The 18,827-nt window shown below is 48.9% G+C and carries 21 protein-coding genes; 12 read left to right on the forward strand and 9 right to left on the reverse strand.

Translation table 11 applies throughout. From position 1 onward, the window contains the following. Positions 1 to 114 precede the first annotated feature (114 nt). Positions 115 to 285: a hypothetical protein gene (locus tag LJ658_RS15660; RefSeq protein ID WP_230547474.1), complete on the forward strand. Its 171-nt coding sequence runs from the start codon at positions 115 to 117 to the stop codon at positions 283 to 285. After that, positions 252 to 1,142, forward strand: a complete 891-nt coding sequence (locus LJ658_RS15665) for a universal stress protein (protein ID WP_230547475.1) — start codon at positions 252 to 254, stop codon at positions 1,140 to 1,142. The genes LJ658_RS15660 and LJ658_RS15665 overlap by 34 nt, the downstream gene beginning before the upstream one ends. A 74-nt stretch (positions 1,143 to 1,216) precedes the next feature. Here LJ658_RS15665 and LJ658_RS15670 read toward each other — a convergent pair whose 3' ends face one another. Genes LJ658_RS15670 through LJ658_RS15695 form a run of 6 tightly spaced genes read right to left on the reverse strand, consistent with a single transcriptional unit; the run spans position 1,217 to position 7,376 of the window. After that, a complete protein-coding gene (locus tag LJ658_RS15670; RefSeq protein ID WP_230547476.1) occupies positions 1,217 to 2,338 on the reverse strand; it encodes an ABC transporter permease in 1,122 nt (373 codons plus the stop codon). Beyond that, on the reverse strand, positions 2,335 to 3,441 hold the full coding sequence (locus tag LJ658_RS15675) for an ABC transporter permease (protein WP_230547477.1): 1,107 nt from the start codon (positions 3,439 to 3,441) through the stop codon (positions 2,335 to 2,337). The genes LJ658_RS15670 and LJ658_RS15675 overlap by 4 nt, the downstream gene beginning before the upstream one ends. Next, on the reverse strand, positions 3,438 to 4,193 hold the full coding sequence (locus LJ658_RS15680; protein ID WP_230547478.1) for an ABC transporter ATP-binding protein: 756 nt from the start codon (positions 4,191 to 4,193) through the stop codon (positions 3,438 to 3,440). Before LJ658_RS15680 ends, LJ658_RS15675 begins: the two co-directional genes overlap by 4 nt. Continuing rightward, positions 4,193 to 5,113 (reverse strand): ABC transporter ATP-binding protein, encoded by a 921-nt coding sequence (locus tag LJ658_RS15685; RefSeq protein WP_230547479.1) that lies wholly within the window; start codon positions 5,111 to 5,113, stop codon positions 4,193 to 4,195. Before LJ658_RS15685 ends, LJ658_RS15680 begins: the two co-directional genes overlap by 1 nt. A 2-nt stretch (positions 5,114 to 5,115) precedes the next feature. Next, entirely contained in the window at positions 5,116 to 6,057 is a 942-nt protein-coding gene (locus LJ658_RS15690) for an HlyD family secretion protein (RefSeq protein ID WP_230547480.1), read from the reverse strand. Further along, positions 6,057 to 7,376, reverse strand: coding sequence for a TolC family protein (locus LJ658_RS15695; protein ID WP_230547481.1), 1,320 nt, complete (start codon positions 7,374 to 7,376; stop codon positions 6,057 to 6,059). The genes LJ658_RS15690 and LJ658_RS15695 overlap by 1 nt, the downstream gene beginning before the upstream one ends. Positions 7,377 to 7,532: 156 nt before the next feature. Between LJ658_RS15695 and LJ658_RS15700 the strand changes: the two genes are divergently transcribed. The 6 genes from LJ658_RS15700 to LJ658_RS15725 all read left to right on the forward strand — a co-directional run bounded on the left by LJ658_RS15700 (position 7,533) and on the right by LJ658_RS15725 (position 12,437). Next, the gene (locus LJ658_RS15700; RefSeq protein ID WP_230547482.1) at positions 7,533 to 8,291 is read left to right on the forward strand and encodes an SDR family oxidoreductase; all 759 of its coding nucleotides are present in this window, start codon (positions 7,533 to 7,535) and stop codon (positions 8,289 to 8,291) included. Between the two features lie 118 nt (positions 8,292 to 8,409). Further along, the gene (locus tag LJ658_RS15705) at positions 8,410 to 8,718 is read left to right on the forward strand and encodes a hypothetical protein (RefSeq protein WP_230547483.1); all 309 of its coding nucleotides are present in this window, start codon (positions 8,410 to 8,412) and stop codon (positions 8,716 to 8,718) included. Between the two features lie 191 nt (positions 8,719 to 8,909). Beyond that, positions 8,910 to 9,659, forward strand: coding sequence for an SDR family NAD(P)-dependent oxidoreductase (locus tag LJ658_RS15710; protein ID WP_230547484.1), 750 nt, complete (start codon positions 8,910 to 8,912; stop codon positions 9,657 to 9,659). 146 nt (positions 9,660 to 9,805) lie between these two features. Continuing rightward, on the forward strand, positions 9,806 to 10,246 hold the full coding sequence (locus LJ658_RS15715) for an Hsp20/alpha crystallin family protein (protein WP_230547485.1): 441 nt from the start codon (positions 9,806 to 9,808) through the stop codon (positions 10,244 to 10,246). 110 nt (positions 10,247 to 10,356) lie between these two features. Continuing rightward, entirely contained in the window at positions 10,357 to 11,769 is a 1,413-nt protein-coding gene (locus tag LJ658_RS15720) for an alpha/beta fold hydrolase (protein WP_230547486.1), read from the forward strand. Then, the gene (locus LJ658_RS15725) at positions 11,766 to 12,437 is read left to right on the forward strand and encodes a DUF998 domain-containing protein (protein ID WP_230547487.1); all 672 of its coding nucleotides are present in this window, start codon (positions 11,766 to 11,768) and stop codon (positions 12,435 to 12,437) included. Before LJ658_RS15720 ends, LJ658_RS15725 begins: the two co-directional genes overlap by 4 nt. 14 nt (positions 12,438 to 12,451) lie before the next feature. Here the strand turns inward: LJ658_RS15725 and LJ658_RS15730 are convergent, their stop codons facing one another. Beyond that, the gene (locus tag LJ658_RS15730; protein ID WP_230547488.1) at positions 12,452 to 13,429 is read right to left on the reverse strand and encodes a 1-phosphofructokinase family hexose kinase; all 978 of its coding nucleotides are present in this window, start codon (positions 13,427 to 13,429) and stop codon (positions 12,452 to 12,454) included. A 326-nt stretch (positions 13,430 to 13,755) separates the two neighbouring features. On the opposite strand from LJ658_RS15730, the gene LJ658_RS15735 reads away from it, so the two are divergent. Together LJ658_RS15735 and LJ658_RS15740 are read left to right on the forward strand one after the other, a co-directional pair. Next, the gene (locus LJ658_RS15735; protein ID WP_230547489.1) at positions 13,756 to 14,379 is read left to right on the forward strand and encodes a hypothetical protein; all 624 of its coding nucleotides are present in this window, start codon (positions 13,756 to 13,758) and stop codon (positions 14,377 to 14,379) included. Between the two features lie 28 nt (positions 14,380 to 14,407). Next, a complete protein-coding gene (locus tag LJ658_RS15740) occupies positions 14,408 to 15,061 on the forward strand; it encodes a nitroreductase (RefSeq protein ID WP_230547490.1) in 654 nt (217 codons plus the stop codon). Here the strand turns inward: LJ658_RS15740 and LJ658_RS15745 are convergent. Beyond that, positions 15,058 to 15,510 carry a pyridoxamine 5'-phosphate oxidase family protein gene (locus LJ658_RS15745; RefSeq protein WP_230547491.1) on the reverse strand — a complete coding sequence of 151 codons (453 nt, stop codon included), beginning with the start codon at positions 15,508 to 15,510 and terminating at the stop codon, positions 15,058 to 15,060. The genes LJ658_RS15740 and LJ658_RS15745 overlap by 4 nt on opposite strands. After that, positions 15,504 to 16,028 carry a flavodoxin domain-containing protein gene (locus tag LJ658_RS15750; RefSeq protein ID WP_230547492.1) on the reverse strand — a complete coding sequence of 175 codons (525 nt, stop codon included), beginning with the start codon at positions 16,026 to 16,028 and terminating at the stop codon, positions 15,504 to 15,506. The genes LJ658_RS15745 and LJ658_RS15750 overlap by 7 nt, the downstream gene beginning before the upstream one ends. A gap of 176 nt (positions 16,029 to 16,204) precedes the next feature. Between LJ658_RS15750 and LJ658_RS15755 the strand changes: the two genes are divergently transcribed. Next, a complete protein-coding gene (locus tag LJ658_RS15755; RefSeq protein WP_230547493.1) occupies positions 16,205 to 16,900 on the forward strand; it encodes a CHAD domain-containing protein in 696 nt (231 codons plus the stop codon). 226 nt (positions 16,901 to 17,126) lie between these two features. After that, positions 17,127 to 18,827, forward strand: coding sequence for an HAD-IIB family hydrolase (locus tag LJ658_RS15760; RefSeq protein WP_230547494.1), 1,701 nt, complete (start codon positions 17,127 to 17,129; stop codon positions 18,825 to 18,827).

Here is an 18,827-nt window from a genome sequence, read left to right on the forward strand (position 1 = left end):
CGGCTGATCTTATCCCGTCTCAACATGATAGGCCCCTGCTTAGCGTGTTCAACGTCAATTATTTTGATGCCGGCCATCATTCACAGGCTTGTGTTTGTTAAATAACTTTGAAGTATGATCAAGAAGAGCATTACAGAACCGTCATCAGTTCATAAGCATCAGTTGGAAACGGAGTTCCCGCTTTCTGAAAAAGATGAGCAGGGCCGTTGTATGGAACGTATGCGCGAACTGCAAAACGAAGCGTTGAAATTATGGCGATCATTAAAGAAAAAGAAACAAAAATGAAAAAATTACTAGTCCTTACTGATTTTACAGCCAACGCCTCGCATGCCGCTGCCAGCGCAAGGCAGCTCTGCACAAAAATGAATACTGACCTGTTGTTATACCATAGTGTACAATATGTTCCCATTGTGCCTGAATTTACAAACGGAGGTATGGTCGCCGAGACCAATGAATCGCTTTTTAAAGACAGCGGCTTACAACTGGAACAGGTAGCAGGATCTCTGCAGACCCTGGCCCTGCCCGGCGAGGGATACCGTCCACAGATCATCTGTGAAAACGGCGAAGGCAGCCTGGCCGCCAATATCAAGGAACTTACCGCCAGGCAGGACATCCGGCTGGTGATTATGGGCGGCAGGTCTGGAGGCGCGCTGGATCACCTGCTCTCCGGCAGCGAAACATCTGCCGTGATCAACGCCTCCCGAAAACCTGTCCTGATAATTCCTGCTTCGGCCGACATCTCCGTTTTAAAGAAAGTGGTTTTCGCTACTGATTTTCAAGCGGCAGATCTCGTTGCGCTGAATTTTTTGACGGACCTGGGCCAAAGCCTGGATGTTCAGGTAGAGGTAGTGCATGTAACCAAACCAGAAAGCGTCATTACCAACATTGAACCTGAGATCCTTTTCCGCAAACAACTTAACCAGCTGGATGCGAAGGCTGTTTCTTACAAGCAAGTTATGGGAGATGATATTGGTAGCCTGTTGCAACAACAATGTCAGGAAAACGGCCCGGCCTTACTGGCGATGACCCACCAACGGCACGGCATGCTTTCGCAATTGTTCGGGCACAGCGAAAGCAAAAAGATGCTTAAAAAAGGGGACGTAGCCGTCCTGATTTTTCCGCCGGACCTTGATCTTCTATAAAAATTTTTTACAATAGACGATAGTAACGGTCTTTCATCTGATCTTAATTGGATAACAGAATCAAATGACGAACGTCAGCCAGATCTTTTGCGATAGCTTAAGATCGCCCAACTGTTAAAAAAGATGGCGAAACCTATTAAAGCCAGTATCTGGTACTTAATATCGTCCAGCCCGCTCCCTTTGAGCATAACCATGCGCATGACCTCTATAAAGTACGACACCGGGTTAAAACGGGCGATTAACTGCGCCCAGCCAGGCATGCTTTCGATTGGGGTATACAGCCCGCTGAGGAGGTTAAAGATCATGGTAACGAAGAAAGATACCAGCATGGATTGCTGCTGGGTTTGCGCATAGGTAGATAATAATAACCCCAGGCCCAGGATAGCCAGCAGATAAACCGTCGCGAACACGTAGATCGTACTGTAATGGCCGAGCGGCACGATCCCATACACCAGCCGGGCGATCAGCAGGCCGATGGTCAGTACAGTAAGGGCCAGCATCCAGAAAGGGATCAGCTTACCCAAAATGAACTGCATCTTTTTAATTGGGCTTACATTAATCTGTTCAATCGTGCCCATTTCTTTTTCCCGGACGATATTATTAGCCGCAAAAGAAGATCCAATCATGGTCACCAGCATAACCAAAATGCCCGGCACCATAAATACGCGGTAATTCATGTGTGGATTATACCAGTCGGCCGATACAATTTCGATAACGGATTGCGGTTCAAAGCGCTGCTCGGGTATCCATTGGGCCCGGATCTCCTGGTTATAGTTCTGAATAATACCCTGCAGGTAAGCCCCACCGAGCCCCGCCTTAACTCCGTTAACGGCATTTACCGCCACCAGCAGCGAACTCTGGTTGTCTTTGACCAGGTCCCTCCCAAAGTGTGCCGGGATCTCCAACAAAAGGTCTGTCCGGTCAGATTCAATAGCTTTTAACGCTTGCGGAAAGCCGGCGCTGTAATCTTTGAGCCGGAAATAACCGGAGGAAACGATCTTATTGACCAGTTGGCGGGCATATTCACTATGATCGTGGTCGACCACACCCAGATTGATATTTTTGATCTCATAATCCGCGGCCAGCGGTAGTATCAGCAACTGGATCATCGGCATGATGAACAATATCCGGATGATCGCCGGGTCCCGGTAGATCTGGAGCAGTTCCTTCCACAATAAAAATTTCAACATCCTCATATCAGTCTGATCTTAAATTTATAAATACTCACGCCCAGTAAAACGGCAGTCATAGAGACCAGGATCAGAGTTTCACGCCAAACGGCCGTAAATCCGAGCCCCTTGATCATCACATCCTTAACAATGATGAAATACCATTTGGCCGGCACCAGATTAGAAATGACCCGCAGGGGAGCAGGCATATTTTCTATAGGAAACATAAAGCCGCTGAACAATAGCGTTGGCAGGAATAAACTCATCATGGAGGTGAACATGGCCGTCTGCTGTGTTTTAGCGGTGTTGGAGATCAATATCCCTACGGAAAGTGACGTGATCGTAAATACAATACTTTCGGCTATCAGCAAACCCAGGTTACCCGTTATAGGTACGTCCAACGCATACACGCTGAGTAAAAGGATGCTGGCGATGTTAACCATGGAAACCAGCAGATAAGGAATTGTCTTGGCAATAATGATGCGGAACGGTTTTAAAGGCGATACCAGGATAACCTCCATTGTCCCCATCTCCTTTTCTTTAACAATAGCGATAGAGGTCATCATGGCGCAAACCAGCATCAGCACCAGCGCCATCACGCCGGGAACAAAATTGTAAGCGCCTTTAAGCTCGGGGTTGTAAAGCATGCGCACCTGTGTCTTGATAGTATAAGGCAAGGTTGCAGCCGGTTGAAGCGTTTGTTGATAATTATTGATAATGGAAGATGCGTAGTTGGTTAGCGTATTTGCGGTATTAGGGTCAGATGCATCGGCGATAAGCTGTACCTGCGCGTGGTTACCATGCAACAGATCGTAGCGAAAGCCACGTGGAAAAACAACAGCCAGCCTGATTTCTCCTTTGCGAAAAGTAGCTTCAACACCCTGATAAGAGTACACGTTTTTTACCAGGTTGAAATAACGGCTGGCACCAATTTCCCCGGTTATCGCCCGGGTTGCCTCATCGCGTGACTGATCAAATACGGCAATCCTGGAGTTCTTTACTTCGTTTGTCAGGGCAAAGCCATACAGTACGATCTGGATAATAGGCATAAAGAGCAGGATAAACAAAGTCCGGCGGTCACGCCAGATATGTAGCCATTCCTTTTTTACAAAAATCACGAACTGTTTCATTCTATTAAATCCTCCGTCCTGGTAGCTTTTCGTGCCAACTGTAAAAACACGCCGTCCATCGATGCCGAATTATATTGCTGCATCAGGCTGGCCGGCTTGTCCAGCGCGTCTATTCTTCCGTCGACCATGATGGATACCCGGTCGCAATACTCCGCCTCGTCCATATAATGCGTAGTGACAAAAATGGTGATCCCCCTGGCGGCGGCCTCATAGATCAGGCTCCAAAACTCCCGCCTGGTAATAGGGTCAACACCACCGGTGGGTTCATCCAAAAAAACAATGGCCGGGTCATGAACGATGGCGATCGAAAAGGCAAGTTTTTGTTTCCAGCCCAGCGGGAGCGCACGCACCAGCGTACCCTGCTGGTCCTCCATATGTAACTGTTGTAACAACAGGGCCGTCTTCTCCCGAATACGCCTATCTTCCAGGCCATAGATTCCCGCATAAAAGCGGATATTCTCCCGAATCGTCAGGTCTTCATACAACGAAAACTTCTGGCTCATGTAGCCAATGTTTTTTTTTATTTGCTCATTTTGCTTATACACATCAAACCCGGCCACCGTCGCGGTGCCTGAAGTGGGCAGCGATAAGCCGCAAAGCATCCGCATGGCGGTGGTTTTACCTGCGCCATTGGCTCCAATGAAGCCAAATATCTCGCCCTTCTGCACGGCAAAAGATATCTTGTCCACTGCCGTGAAGTAGCCGAACCGTTTGGTTAGTTCATTGGTCACAATTACATTTTCTTTTTCCATTATTCCCGCATTAAGGCCATAAAACAATCCTCAATATTTGGCTTGATCGCTTTTATCGTGACCTGGTTGTAGTTCCCGCGCCCAACAATCTCATCCAACTTCGCCCGGCCATTTTCCCGGCCTTTAAAAACCACATGGTGAACCTGTCCAAAGGGGAAACAACTTTCAACCGCCGGGTCCTTTTTCAGGTCATTCATTAACCCAAACATATTATTGGCGCTGACTGACCATAAAGGCTTGTTAAAGGCGCCGGTAATGCCATTGGGTGTATCAACGGATAACAGCTTTCCTTTTTGGATCAGTGCCACGCGATCGCAGCGGCCTGCCTCATCCATATAGGGCGTAGCTACCATAATTGTTATGCCCTGCGCTTTCAGCCGGTAAAGCATCTCCCAGAATTCTTTCCGGGAGACCGCGTCCACACCCGTAGTGGGCTCATCAAGGAATAATACCGATGGCTTATGGATCAGTGCGCAGCAAAGCGCAAGCTTCTGTTTCATCCCCCCTGACAGTTGCCCGGCCCTTCTTGTCTTAAAAGGCTCAATTTGTTCATATATCTCCTTGATCAATGCGTAGTTCTCCTGAATACTGGTATTAAATATTGTAGCGAAGAATTCAAGGTTCTCCTGTACCGACAGGTCCTGGTACAACGAAAACCGGCCCGGCATATAACCGATGCGGTTTCGGATATTTTGATAATCGTTGATCACATCAAAACCGTCAACAGTGGCTTTACCGGTATCGGCCAGCAACAGCGTGGTCAGAATACGGAACAAGGATGTCTTGCCTGCCCCGTCCGGGCCGATCAGTCCAAATATTTCTCCCTGATCGACAGCAAAGGATACATTGTTCAGTGCATAAACGGCAGTCTTTTTAGCCGGATAGCTTTTGACGATATTTTCAGCGGTAATGGCTTTCATCGTCAGTTAAATTTAATTTCACCATACATCCCTATCTTCAGGTAGCCATCATTTTTCACCCGTACTTTAATTGCATATACCAGGTTGGCCCGTTCATCTTTGGTCTGGATGGTTTTGGGTGTAAACTCAGCTTTATCTGATATCCAGGTAACTACACCTGTATAGTTCCGGTAGCCCCCCGATCCATTATCGACCATCACCTTTACCCGCTGATTTAACTTGACCTTGGCCAGTTGGTCGCCGGTAATATATGCCCTTAGGGTAATCACCGAAAGATCTCCTATTTTGTATAGGGGTTTGCCCGTTGCGGTTACTTCGCCGGACATTGCATATTTGGTCAGCACCGTTCCATTTACGGGGTTAGTAATATGGGTTCGCTTTAACTGATCGTCAATCTGGGCTACCGAGCGGCGCAAGGGTTGGTATTCACTCAACACCGCGCTGTTTTGCGTACCCGTTGACGTTTGCTGTACCCTGATCTGTTGCCGGTTAACGGTGATCTGCTTTTGGATCAGCTCGATCTGGTTATTCCAGTCATCCAGTTGTTTGGTGGTTGCAGCATCCGCTTTGATCAGTTTTTCTGTACGGTTTCTTTCCCGTATTGCATTTGCCAGTTGCGTGTTCAATATCGCCAGCTGGTCTTTAAGCAGTTGTATCTGGGGCCTTACGTCCATGGTCTTTTGATGCAATGCCTGCATGGTAGCCTCCACCTGCGCTTTCTGCAATTCCAACGGAACGGCGTCAATAAAGCCTACTACGCTATCTTTTTTAAGCACGGAACCTTCGTCAATGTTTAAAGCGACGATCTTTCCCGGCACTTCAGCAGAGACTATGACTTCATCTACCTCAAAGGTTCCGGACGCGTCTGATAACTGGTCACTTAAATGGCAGCCGGTTAATCCGGTAAGCAGCAGGGTGGCTAATAGGTATAGTGATGTTTTCATTATGGGTTCGTTTGAAGGGTTCCGGTTGTATTTTGATAACTGTACGCTTCCTGTAAAAGCTGAATCTCATGCAAAATTTGGTTTTGGCGGGCCAGGTCTTCGGCGTTGACCTGGCTTAGGTAATCATGGGCGCTAAGGACGCCGTTCTCCAGTTGGGCCGCCGCCGCTTTTTTGACCGACTCGCGCAGCGCGATGATCGCCTGGTCCGTCCGGAACAGTTCCCGGTATTTACCGATATCTGCCAGCTGTTGTTCCTGGGTAAGCGCTGTATTAAAAAGGAAGGTTTCTTTCTGGATGTCCAATGTCTCGCGGTGGATCTTTAACAGTTCCTTTTGATTTTTAAAGGTATACCAGCCCCCCAGGTTCCAGCTTAGCCTCAGCCCGCCGATGTAGTACCAGGAAAAAGCATTGCTTAACATGTTCAGGCCGGGGCGGCCATAGCCTTCCTGAACGAAGAAGCCCAGCTTGGGCCGTAACTGAACCTTAAGTAATCCTTCCTGCAGCTCGTCCATTTTTTTCTGCACCTCATAATACCGGATCTCAGGCCGGTTGATATCGTCGGAAAGCACCGGCTGGACCGGCCTTTCCAATACCGAATGCTCATCCAAAGGAACATTGATAAGTAAACTCAGCATACCCAGGTAAGCTTTTTGCAAAGCACGCAGGCTAATACGGGCCTGTTCAGCCTGTAATAGCTGCGCACTCAGCTCATCCACGCTACTTCGGTAAGCGGTCCCTCCGGCCACCATGGCCTTTGCCTTATCTATACCGTTCTGGACATCCTTTTTTAACAGGTTGTTTTGGTTCAATTGTTCAGCAATCAGCAATGCGCCAAAATACAGCTGGTTCACCCGGTCATACAAAGCATATATATTTACCTCCAGATTTTGCTGCTGTATTTCTTCATTTGCCCGGGCCGTTTGCCGCTGGTTACTGATCAGGCCGCCGTCATACACCACCTGGTCAAGCTCGGCATAAGCTTTGTATTGATCGCGGCTGTATTTAGGCACGGAAAAACCCGGTATTGGAATGCTAAATGGAAAACTGGTGACGGTGGATTGATAGGTAGCCTGGCCGTTAACTGACACAACCGGCAAGTAGCCCCTGGCGGCGTTGGTTACCGAGTATGAGCCGGACCTGGCGATCAGGTCCCGCTGCCGGATGAGCGGGTAATTTTCGCGCGCCAGCCGATAGGCCTCCGCAATCGTTAGCGGCCTGACTTCCTGGGCGCCGGCACTCTGCCTGCCCGGGAAGATCATCATAGCCATCCACCCCGCCAACATCCGGGCAAATATTCTATTTAACCGAGGTACTTTCATACGCCATAAAAGTGGTATTAAACTAAATCTCCCAAAATGACGATGGTCAGTTTAGCAAATGATCTTCCAGGCCGCTGATCATACTTTTAGATGACCACGGTCATTCCTTAAATCTGGCCTGCAAGTGATTTTTGTCAAGAATAAATCGATAAATTTATGAAGCTGTTAACACACAAGGTGACTCTGGTGACCGGGGCAGGATCAGGGATAGGTAAAACAATTGCAGAGTTTTTTGCCGATCAGGGCGCAAAAGTGATGCTGACCGATATTCACCAGCAAAATATAGAAGCTGTGGTAACTGAGATCACCGCGAAAGGTGGTACTGCTTCATGCATCGCGGCGGATATCGCCGTTAAAGCTGATGTACAGCAGGTGATGAAATATATACAGAAAACCTACCAAACGCTGGATATCCTTGTCAACAACGCCGGCGTAATGGACAGTTTCACACCCGTGGCCGAAGTTAGCGATGAATTATGGGAAAAAGTGATCGGCACCAACCTCAACGGACCGTTTTTTACCTGCCGGGAAGCGGTTCAACTCTTTCTGAAAAAAGGCTCGGGGACCATCATCAATATTGCCTCTATCGGCGGGCTATACGGCGGCCGGGCCGGCGCCGCCTATACGGCATCGAAACATGCCCTCGTTGGTCTGACCAAAAACATCGGCTACCAGTACGCCGAAAAAAATATTCGCTGCAACGCTATAGCGCCGGGCGGGGTCAATACTAATATCTTATACGGCATGGAGCCACAGCCATTTGGCTTTGAACGCATGAACGCCGGGACCGGTAACGCACCGGCCGCAGCCAACCCCGAAGCAATTGCAGAGCTGGCCGTATTCCTGGCATCCGAAAAATCAGCCTTCATCAATGGAACCGTACTGACTGCCGATGGTGGCTGGACCGCCTATTGACACCTGTTTTCTGCGGACTGCAATAGAGCCTGATAGTTGTTACCATAGCTAACAATTATCAGCCGTTTGTCCGCCTGATTAGCTAACTTGCATTTAAGAGCTACTAATCCGATCCTGTATGATTCCCATCGCGACCAACGACCAGACTTACTTCCTTTCCATCGTCCATATCACTAAACAAGCGCCTGACCATTTGATCTATGGCATCCTGATCAATGACAAAAGTTACTACCTAAGTAAAACAGTCGGGCTCAATGATTGCCGGCAACTGGATAACCGTGTTGCGCTGGAGGACGACCTGATGCAGGAGGTCTGCGAGATCATCACCTCGTTCGAGAAAATCTACCAGGAATATCCTTCACTTGACTTTATTAACCGCGAGATCATCAAATCGCTGGTACGCCTGCGCAAGACCGCCGTACATTAAGAGGATATATAAGCTAAGGCCGCCTAAAAGAGCTGTAAACGGCAAGAGAAATCCTCCGGGGTGAAAATGGGAATTGCCATCATAAACAATTATAAAAAATAGCTGAAGATCATCTCTACAACTGATCCCGGACATTATTGCGCTTACGGGAACCGGTACCTTTACAAACGAATAACCATTAAATGATCTTTATGAAAAGTTTAGAAAATAAGGTGGCGCTGGTCACCGGCGGCGGTTCAGGCATAGGTAAAGCCATCGCCATTTTATACGCGTCAGCAGGCGCAAAAGTCGTAGTGTCCGACATCGATGAAAAAGGTGGGAAGGAAACTGTTGCTGCGATTACAGCCAACGGCGACGATGCCATCTTCGTCAAGGCGGATACGGCAATACCGGCCGAACATCAGATGCTGGTTAATCAAACTGTCCGGCAATTTGGCGGATTGCATATTGCTGTTAACAACGCCGGGATCGGCGGCCCCTTAAACACGGTCGGCGAATACCCGCTTGACGGTTGGGACAAAGTGATCGCGGTCAACCTGTCCGGGATATTTTACGGACTACACTACCAGATCCCGGCCATGATATCCTCCGGCGGCGGCAGCATTGTAAATATGGCATCGATATTGGGCAAAGTTGGCACCAAAGGATCACCTGCCTATGTTGCAGCCAAGCATGGTGTTATTGGTTTAACAGAGGCCGCAGCGCTGGAATATGCCGATAAAGGGATACGGATAAACGCCGTAGGTCCGGGCTATATCCTGACCCCGTTGCTAAACGTGCTGGATGAAAATACAATGACCCTGATAAAGGGCCTGCATCCCATGGGCAGGTTGGGCCAGCCCGAAGAAGTGGCAGAACTGGCGCTCTGGCTTAACTCAGATAAAGCGTCTTTTGTTACGGGCTCCTATTATAATGTCGACGGTGGTTATTTGGCGCAGTGATCTGTTTTAAGCGCCGCCATTTAGGGGTCGCTGTTGCTGGTTTAATATACCTGATACAGATCATGTATTCAGGTGACCGGGATCCTTCATACGCCGGCCGGACAGGTTTACTTTAGCCTAAAATTATTCATTTAAAATCAGAAAGCATGAAAACGCAAGCAGTAACCAAACTTACCGACACCGTGCCGGCCTTGTTCGAAGATCTTCTTAAACCGTGGAATGAGTTATTTGAAGGCCGCCTGTTTAGAAAAGAACTGAAAGTACCTGCGGTAAACATTACCGACCACAAGGATCGCTATCTTGTATCCATGTCAGCGCCCGGCTTAAAAAAAGAAGACTTTAAGATCGATGTGGATGAGAATATATTAACAATCAGCAGCGAAAAAGAAGAAAGCAAGGAAGAAAAAGAAGAAAAGTATACCCGCAAGGAATATAACTATTCATCTTTCAGCCGCAGCTTTACTCTTCCCGAAGGAGCTGACAAGGAGAAAATAACAGCCAAATATGAAGATGGGGTGCTGAAGATCACGGTGCCACATAACCACAAGACCAAAAGCCCTTCTGCAAAACATATTGCGGTAAATTAAGTTGATTTATAGATCAGCATAGACTCCCGCTTTACGGGGTCTATGCTGATTTCCTGACAAGCCAGGTCTGCAATACTGATGCATTTGTTATTAAATAGACACCGGATTAAATGGAAGTTCTAAAATCAATACTTCAAATCATTACTGGCTTATCGGGAGTAATGGTAGCTATGTTGAGCATACTGCTATTGGTGCAGTTGCGTTGGCCGGCACCGTTTCTTTGGATCTTAAAGCTGCTCGTCGCTGCATTATCCCCGTTATTTGTTTTGATAGGCGTGCTGGCTGCCATCGTTGGCGTGGCCACAGGATCAAACCTTATTGCCTGGATCGGGATTTATAATATTTTGATCTTTTGCCTGCATCTATTCATGGTGACCCGACCGCCCAGGATTTCTATTAATTTTGAAAGGGCCTTTGGCCGTGATTGGGAAAATGCTATCGACCCCGGCCAAAGGCCTTATTTTCTTTCCAGCCCGGCAATATTAAAGTTACCGGCAGTCCCTGCTCCCCGCCTTATACCAAACATCACATACGCCAGCATTCCGGGCACCGGCCGCAACCTGTTATGTGACATTTGGCAGCCATCAAAAAACATTGCTCCTTCCGGCTTAGCTTTTATTTATCTGCACGGCAGCGCCTGGTACCTTTTAGACAAAGACACAGGTACACGCCCGCTTTTCAAACATCTGGCAGCACAGGGACATGTGATTATGGATGTGGCCTACCGGCTTGCTCCTGAGGCGGACATGATGGAGATGGTGAACGATGTTAAACGGGCAATTGGCTGGTTAAAAGAAAATTGCGAAAAATACGCAGTCCGGCCCGACAGGATCGTTTTGGGCGGGGGTTCGGCAGGCGGGCACCTCGCACTACTGGCAGCTTATACCGCGAATGACCCAATGTTCACCCCTCGTGAATTGGACGAAAAGGATCTCAGTGTGTGCGGGGTAATCTCCCTATATGGCCCGGCCGACTTAAAGGCCATGTATTTTCATACCAACCAGCATCTTACTACCCGCCCGGTTCAGGGCAAGCCGAAGAGAACGGCCCCGGCGCAAATGCCCGGATGGTTAAAAAAAAGAATGGGTAAAAGTTACCATCGCCTCGGGTTTGATAAAGGCCTTAAAGACGCAGGCGCGTTGGCCCCGCTGTTAGGCGGGCACCCGGATGAGTGCCCCGAAACTTATATATTATTTTCTCCGGACAGTCACATACATCAGGGTTGTCCGCCTACCCTGCTGATACAGGGAGGACAGGATATCATGGCGCCGGTAAGCGCAACCCGTTTGCTGTACCGACGGTTAGTCAAGGCAAAAGTGCCGGTCATTCTGCACGTTATACCTCAGGCAGATCATGCTTTTGATCTTATACTGCCTGTTGTCTCCCCCTCAGCGCATACTGCGTTCTATGATATAGAACGTTTTCTGGCCCTGCAAGCCAGCTCATATACTAAAAACCCGGAGGCAAGATCGGGGAACAAAGAGAGCGATCAGTTGAATAAATTAAGAAAGGAAACATTATGAGCAAAATTATTGTCTCAGCCAGATCTTCCGGTAAAACCGGATTTACTAACATACTACTGATTTGCGGTATCGTTTCGTCGCTGCTTTACATAGGATTGAATATAGTTGTGCCCCGTTACTGGCCCGGATATAATTCAGCCACGCAAACGGTCAGCGAACTTTGCGCCGTTGGCGCCCCTACCAGGACGCTATGGATTTGGCTGTGCAGCCCATATACATTACTGGTAACCGCCTTTGCCTGGGGCCTATACAGAGCGGCTAATGGGAACCACCGGCTGCGCATCGCCGGGATTTTGATGATGGCCTATGGCGCGCTTGGCCTGATCTGGCCTTTTGCCCCAATGCACCTGCGCACGACCCTGGCAGCCGGCGGCGCTACTTTCTCAGATACCTTGCATATTGCCCTCGGTGCCGTGACCGAGATACTTTACCTGCTGGCGCTTGGCTTTGCCGCAGCCGCATTGGGCAAGGCTTTCCGCTGGTATTCCATTGCTACTTTTATTGTGCTGATGCTGTTCGGTATACTTACCTTCCTGGAGGCGCCACTTATCGCCAGGAACCAGCACACACCACTCATCGGGGTCTGGGAACGGATTAATATCGGGGTATTCCTTGTTTGGATAATCGTTTTGGCATTGGCCCTGCTATGGGCGAAAAAAAAGACCTGAGCGTCGCCCGGTGTTTATAAATCCAATTGGTGAGGTGCACCGTTCAATGAGATTGAAGTGACCGGTTTATCCTTTATCATATTATATAAACGATCTGCATCAACTTTCCGGCATAGCTCGGCGCCCGGACTGATAGTCGCGGAAGTACCACAGGCCACGCCAAATTTCACAGCATCGGCCAGCGTCATATTCTTTGATAATGCAAGCACCAGCCCCCCAACCAGGCTATCGCCTGCGCCAACTGTACTGAGGGGGGTAACCGCAGGAGGCACTACTTTCACGCATTCATCCTTCGTCACCAGTAAAGCGCCTTTACTGCCCATAGAGACGACGATGACCTGGCAGGCCGAGCCCTGCAATACTTTGCGCGCGGCATCAGCAACGTTTTCGCCGGTAATATTTCTCTCACCGGCCAGGAGCCCCAATTCTTTTAAATTGGGTTTTACTAAATAAGCCCCTGCACGTACGGCCAACTGCAGCGCCTCCCCTGCCGTATCAACAACCAGCTTTGCATGCTTACGGCGGGCAATATCCGCCAGTTCGAAAAATATGTCCGGGCGGACGCCGTTGGGTAAGCTGCCACTGACTACGAGATAGTCAATCCCGGAAATCTGATCGACAGCGTTAAGGCATCCGCGCCACTCTGCTTCACTGACCAGCGGACCCGGCATATCAAAAAGGTACTGCCCGTTTGATGACCTGTCTAAAATGATCAGGTTTTGCCTGGTAACACCCTTGATTGGGATAACCAGTGAGCTGACTGATTCCGCGCTTAATAATGCTGTTATCTTTTTACCTGCGTCGCCGCCTGATAAATAAACCGCAAGCGCTTCTCCGCCTAATTTTTTGATCGCCCTGGCAACATTAATCCCCCCACCTCCCGGTTCATGCACCGGATCTGAACATTTTAATTTCTTTTCGGGCATCATGTCCTGAACAGAGGTATTCACATCCAGCGCGGGGTTAAAAGTTATAGTTACTATAGCAGTCATCGTATTTAGTTATCAGTATATTGAGATCAGACGCCGTACTTTCTTCGATAGTTAACAATCTAGCTTGTACTGGCGTCCTCTTTTTGATTAACCTTTCATCTCCAAACATAACGAAACCTGGGGGCGCCCGGCATGACTATCGTCATGCTTTTAATTGATTGCAGGCATATCATGCTAAATAAGCATCGCCTTAAACCCAATAGAACAGCACAGCCTATTGATATTTTCATTTTTGTTTAATAGCCAATGTGCCCGGAGGTCGCCATATCACCTGTCCGGGTGACGGCAATCATGGCGTAACACCTGCGCCTCAGTAATTTTATATTATGAAAAAACAAGTAGCAATATGGGGCATGTACAGTGCACTGGCAGCTTTTTTGTCGGCAGGCGGTTACGGGATCATCCAGATCCTGCAGGTTGCCGGGGTACTGACTTATCCATTGGACGCCCGTCTTATTTATGGTTTTTCACTCGCCATTGCCCCGGCTTTTTTACTGGCGATGCTGGCATTTCATTACTACGTTCCGGCTGAACAGCGTTTCTGGAGCCACGCGGCGCTTTTGTTTACCGTACTCTACGCAGCCTACGTGATACTGATGTACGGCGTACAATTGGCAACAGTAATCCCGGCTTCACTAAAGGATCCGCAGGAAACGTTGCTCACGGTTAAACCACACTCCTTTTTCTGGACGATCGACGCACTGGGTTATATCTGCATGGACATCGCAACCTTCCTGGCGGCTTTCGCTTTAAAAAAAGATGGCCCGTCCCGTTGGCTGCGGCGTTTCCTGCTGGCTAACGGGTTGGTGGTACCGCTCATCGCGGTCGCTTATTTTTACCCGCATTTCTCAACCGGCATACTGCTTATCGGTGCGCCATGGCTCATTACAGCGCCCGGCTCCATGTTGTTATTGGCGCTGTATTTCAGAAATGAACTCAAAATTAACTGATTATTAACCCTATTACCAAACAGAAATAATGATGAAAACAACAACAATAACCAAACCGCCAATGAAAACAATGCCCGCGGCTATCCAAAATATTTACGCACGCCGTTCGGTGCGACAGTATCAGGACCGTCCCGTTGAGCGTGAACTGATCGAACAGATTATAGACGCAGGACGTATGGCGCCAACGGCTATGATTAAACAACCCTGGAAGTTTTATGTATTGACCAGACGGGAATCGATCCGGGAATTTTCTAAAGCGATCATCAAAACGCTGGCGAAAGAAATGGTACATGAGGGTGCGGTGGGAATAGCCAAACTGGCTATGGGCGCCCTGTATAATCTGTATTATAGCGACTTTTTAAAAGCCCCTGATATATTTTATGGTGCGCCGGTGGTTATTTTTATCACCGCCCCAAAAGACGAGCCCTGGGCCTGTTATGATACCTGTATGTGCGCCCAAAACATGATGCTGGCCGCCAAAGCCCTTGGCTTGGACAGCTGCCCGCTGGGCGCAGGAAAAGCGGTAGAACATACGCCTATCTTTTATAAACTCCGTATCCCTTACCCGGAACAAGTTTTCCTGGCGCTGATCATCGGATATGGTGATGAGACGCCTAAAGCGCATAAACGGATCAAAGATAATGTTGTTTATGTTGATGACCCCGAACCGGGCTGTAACTAACGGTGCTCAAACCGCCCGGTCCGGGTAACCAATACGATCCTGTAAACAATGAGGTCCAGTCGTGTGCCAATGTCGGCTTCGTGCTCCGCCAGCGCATGCGACGGATGGTCAACCGGTTTCTCGGCAAAAGGCATCAAACGGTGAATAATGGTGGTCATGGCTCTTTCTTTCCCTCCAATGTCGGTAATTTCCTCAAACCTACCCCAGGCAACCACACTCTGCCACTTAAAAATGCTATGGATCTCGTCGACCTGGAAACAGACCCTGGGATTCTTCCGCATCATATCTATCTTTTTACCGGGGGTGCTATGGCAGATGATCTCCCTGCCATTGTAGACGTAGTTAACCGGCACAATATAGGGCAGGTCGTGCTCCGTACAGGCAACCCGCCCGATAACCTGCCTTTTAAGCAACGCTTCGATCTGCTCATCGTTCAGTTCCCCTAACATACGGCAGTCTCCTTTAGCGTGGCCCTTACCGCGGCAATGAGTTTATCCAGGTGTCGTCTATCCAGTTCATCAAAACCCTGCTTCATGACCCTTTTCTTTTTCGGATTTTTTTCAAACCAGGCACCAATTTTCAACACCAAACGGTCTTTCCATGATAATTTGGAGATAATGCATCTGCCAGGCAAAAAGAACCACGTGATAGACCTGCTGATCGCGCGGCCGAGGTTGTTATGAATAAGCTGTTGTTGCTGAATGGAATCATCCGACGTTGTTCCGCAAACGATAAAGAGGAAAACTTTTTTCTCGGCCAGTAAACCGGCATTTTGGTCAATCCATTTGGCAATCAGCAGCTTCCCTACATAAACCGAACTGCCCAGGATAATCAGATCATAGCCGGCCAATGTAGCTGGCGTCGCGCTTTCCACCCTGAGCAGGGGCAACCCCAGCGCATCTGCCAGCCAATGAGCGTATTGATCGGTTGCGCCGTACCTGCCCTGGTAAATAATGATCCCCTTCATAACATTTCTAAATGGTTCAACTGCAAAAATAAAGCACCGCCGCGGCCCGCGGAATGACGGCGGTCACCCGGTAACATGACGGGCATCCTTTATCTGCCGGCGTGAGCCGGATATCTTTGGAAGGGCAATTGATATTTGTTGGCCGGCATTACTCTTTAGCCTGATAGCTCCAAACTATGAAAAAGAAGAAGGCGCGTAAATACCTTAAAAAGGAATGGAAGGTGATGGAAAGATACCTGAAAACCTATTTAAAAAAAAAGAACCAGGAGGATTTGCACCAGTTCAGGGTACAGGTCAAAAAATTACAGGCCTTTTTTACCTTATCGGACCATAGCAGCGATGCAGAACTTACCCCCGCCTTCAAGCCCGTTAAAAAAGTTTTCAAACAGGCCGGCGAAGTCCGTAACGCCTATATCAGCGGCAAGCTGACACAAAGGCGCCGGTCTGCGGATGAAGCCGCACGAAATTTCCGGAAACACGCCGAAGAATATCAGGAAAGCATCGTTAAAGTGCGCCGCATGCTGAAAAACAAACTAAGGCCCATGAACAATAAAACGCTACAACAATTTTACGAAAATCAACTCCACCAGATCGCGGCCGGACTGGCAAAGCAGCCATCAGCTGGGCAGTTGCATGAATGCCGCAAGCGGATCAAAGTACTGTTATATAATTACCCGCTGATCCATGATAAACTCTTGTTCAGTCTGGATACCGCTTACCTGGACCACTTGCAGGAGGCGATTGGCAACTGGCACGATCACTGGCTGGCCGGTACACTTACGGCCAATACCATCAGGGTTACCAATGAGTTAACCCGCAACTTTTATGAACGCGCACTTGGACAGCCTGATCAGGATCATGCCTTATCCTGACTGCAATCATGGTGCAGCGTAACCACAATAGTGAAATTCGCTTTAAATAAGCTATCCAAACCATGAAACGGACAACTGTTACCCAGCAACAAAAACGGCAGCTCACCTGGACCAGAAAACATAGTTATCTGACTGCCCTGATCACTATTGTACTAATCATTTTATTGCTACTCGTTTTCTTCCTGTTTCCTAAGCGGGCAATCTGACAGCCATCAAGTAAAAGCTCATGCGTTATCTAATTTTCACGACCGATTATGACGGAACACTAGCGAGCAATGACCATGTAACGCCACTGAGCCTCCAGGCGCTGGCCAGGCTCAAAGCCACCGGACGCAAGCTGATACTGGTAACAGGGCGGCAACTGGAAGAATTAAAATCCGTTTTTCCCGAATATCCTATATTTGACCGCATTGTCGCGGAAAACGGCGCGCTAATTTACCAGCCGGCAACACTGGAGCTGAAATTACTGGGCGAAAGGCCGCCGGAAAACTTCCTGGATTGCCTGCGCCGCAAAAACGTTCCTTTTTCGGCTGGTCACGTCATTGTGGCAACCTGGGAGCCGCACCACCATGCCGTGCTCGAGGCGATCAAAGAAACCGGCGCCGAGTACCAGCTCATTTTTAATAAAGGCGCGGTAATGGTGTTGCCGCCCGCGGTTAATAAGGCTACCGGCCTGCGCGAGGCACTCAAGGAACTGGAACAATGCCTGCACAATGTAGTCGCCATTGGCGATGCCGAAAATGATAATGCAATGCTGCAAGCCGCCGAATGCGCTATCGCCGTTAGCAACGCCCTGCCGGCGGTAAAGGCCGTGGCCGACTGGACAACCGGGCAACCGGCCGGCGAAGGCGTAACCGAGCTGATTAACCGGCTGATTGATGATGACCTGGCGGGACTGGACCAGCAATTGTCACGGCACTATCTGGAGATCGGACTGGAAATGAATACTTCTCCGCTGATGATCAGCCCTTATGGCAGCAAAGTATTACTTGCCGGGCCTTCCGGTTTTGGTAAAACAACCCTGACTGCAGCTTTTATGGAAAAGCTAATTGCCAAACAATACCAATTCTGCCTGATCGACCCGGAAGGTGATTATCAGGATTTTCCGGGGGTAATTAATATTGGCAACAGCATTCAGCCGCCGGCTATCGACCACATTATTGACCTGCTGGCCCAGCCGGAAGAGAATATAGCCGTATGCATCCTGGCCATTGCACTGGAGGAGCGCCCGGATTTTTTCAGGAGACTATTAACAGCGATCATTGACCTGCGAACCAGGACTGGTCATCCCCATTTTTTAATTTTGGACGAGGCGCACCATCTTTTACCCGCGGCCTACGCGGCCTGTTATTATAACATGCCCGATGATTTTACTAATTTCTTTGCCGTTACCACCCAACCCCGCCTGCTGTGCTCTGATTTTTTAAGGCGGGTAAATATTGCATTGCTAATGGGCGAAGCGCCTGACCAGGCAATGCAGGCATTTTCAAGCCTGACTGAGGCGCAGATTGTTCTGCCAGACAACCTTGTGTTCCAGAAAGGCGATATACTGGTTTGGCAGCAAGGCAATACCACCGCACGACTGGCTCGTGGGGATATGCCATCGCGGGTGCTGATGCGCCATAAACGTAAATACGCTTCGGGCGACATGCATGAAAACAGCTTTTTTTTTACCGGGCCATCCCGGCGTTTAAACCTGAAAGCCAATAACCTGATGCTTTTTATCCAAATAGGCCGCGGCATTGATGATGAAACCTGGCTGTTCCATCTCCACCGGCACGATTATTCCAAATGGTTCCGTTATGCTGTAAAGGATGAAAAACTAGCTATGGCTGCGGCACATATTGAAGACCAGGGACTAAATGCTGAAGGCTCAAGACAAGCTATCTTTCATGCCATTCTGGAACGTTATACCGCGCCGGCGTGA

The organism is Mucilaginibacter sp. UR6-11, from assembly GCF_020880695.1.
GTDB lineage: Bacteria > Bacteroidota > Bacteroidia > Sphingobacteriales > Sphingobacteriaceae > Mucilaginibacter.

What these genes read in the sequence shown, in the direction of transcription:
- LJ658_RS15740 (WP_230547490.1), top strand. Translation starts at nt 14,408, where the DNA reads ATGATGAAAACAACAACAATAACCAAACCGCCAATGAAAACAATGCCC.
- LJ658_RS15685 (WP_230547479.1), bottom strand. Translation starts at nt 5,113, where the DNA reads ATGAAAGCCATTACCGCTGAAAATATCGTCAAAAGCTATCCGGCTAAA.
- LJ658_RS15755 (WP_230547493.1), top strand. Translation starts at nt 16,205, where the DNA reads ATGAAAAAGAAGAAGGCGCGTAAATACCTTAAAAAGGAATGGAAGGTG.
- LJ658_RS15680 (WP_230547478.1), bottom strand. Translation starts at nt 4,193, where the DNA reads ATGGAAAAAGAAAATGTAATTGTGACCAATGAACTAACCAAACGGTTC.
- LJ658_RS15710 (WP_230547484.1), top strand. Translation starts at nt 8,910, where the DNA reads ATGAAAAGTTTAGAAAATAAGGTGGCGCTGGTCACCGGCGGCGGTTCA.
- LJ658_RS15700 (WP_230547482.1), top strand. Translation starts at nt 7,533, where the DNA reads ATGAAGCTGTTAACACACAAGGTGACTCTGGTGACCGGGGCAGGATCA.
- LJ658_RS15705 (WP_230547483.1), top strand. Translation starts at nt 8,410, where the DNA reads ATGATTCCCATCGCGACCAACGACCAGACTTACTTCCTTTCCATCGTC.
- LJ658_RS15670 (WP_230547476.1), bottom strand. Translation starts at nt 2,338, where the DNA reads ATGAGGATGTTGAAATTTTTATTGTGGAAGGAACTGCTCCAGATCTAC.
- LJ658_RS15730 (WP_230547488.1), bottom strand. Translation starts at nt 13,429, where the DNA reads ATGACTGCTATAGTAACTATAACTTTTAACCCCGCGCTGGATGTGAAT.
- LJ658_RS15665 (WP_230547475.1), top strand. Translation starts at nt 252, where the DNA reads ATGGCGATCATTAAAGAAAAAGAAACAAAAATGAAAAAATTACTAGTC.
- LJ658_RS15695 (WP_230547481.1), bottom strand. Translation starts at nt 7,376, where the DNA reads ATGAAAGTACCTCGGTTAAATAGAATATTTGCCCGGATGTTGGCGGGG.
- LJ658_RS15760 (WP_230547494.1), top strand. Translation starts at nt 17,127, where the DNA reads ATGCGTTATCTAATTTTCACGACCGATTATGACGGAACACTAGCGAGC.
- LJ658_RS15660 (WP_230547474.1), top strand. Translation starts at nt 115, where the DNA reads ATGATCAAGAAGAGCATTACAGAACCGTCATCAGTTCATAAGCATCAG.
- LJ658_RS15690 (WP_230547480.1), bottom strand. Translation starts at nt 6,057, where the DNA reads ATGAAAACATCACTATACCTATTAGCCACCCTGCTGCTTACCGGATTA.
- LJ658_RS15745 (WP_230547491.1), bottom strand. Translation starts at nt 15,510, where the DNA reads ATGTTAGGGGAACTGAACGATGAGCAGATCGAAGCGTTGCTTAAAAGG.
- LJ658_RS15675 (WP_230547477.1), bottom strand. Translation starts at nt 3,441, where the DNA reads ATGAAACAGTTCGTGATTTTTGTAAAAAAGGAATGGCTACATATCTGG.
- LJ658_RS15720 (WP_230547486.1), top strand. Translation starts at nt 10,357, where the DNA reads ATGGAAGTTCTAAAATCAATACTTCAAATCATTACTGGCTTATCGGGA.
- LJ658_RS15750 (WP_230547492.1), bottom strand. Translation starts at nt 16,028, where the DNA reads ATGAAGGGGATCATTATTTACCAGGGCAGGTACGGCGCAACCGATCAA.
- LJ658_RS15735 (WP_230547489.1), top strand. Translation starts at nt 13,756, where the DNA reads ATGAAAAAACAAGTAGCAATATGGGGCATGTACAGTGCACTGGCAGCT.
- LJ658_RS15715 (WP_230547485.1), top strand. Translation starts at nt 9,806, where the DNA reads ATGAAAACGCAAGCAGTAACCAAACTTACCGACACCGTGCCGGCCTTG.
- LJ658_RS15725 (WP_230547487.1), top strand. Translation starts at nt 11,766, where the DNA reads ATGAGCAAAATTATTGTCTCAGCCAGATCTTCCGGTAAAACCGGATTT.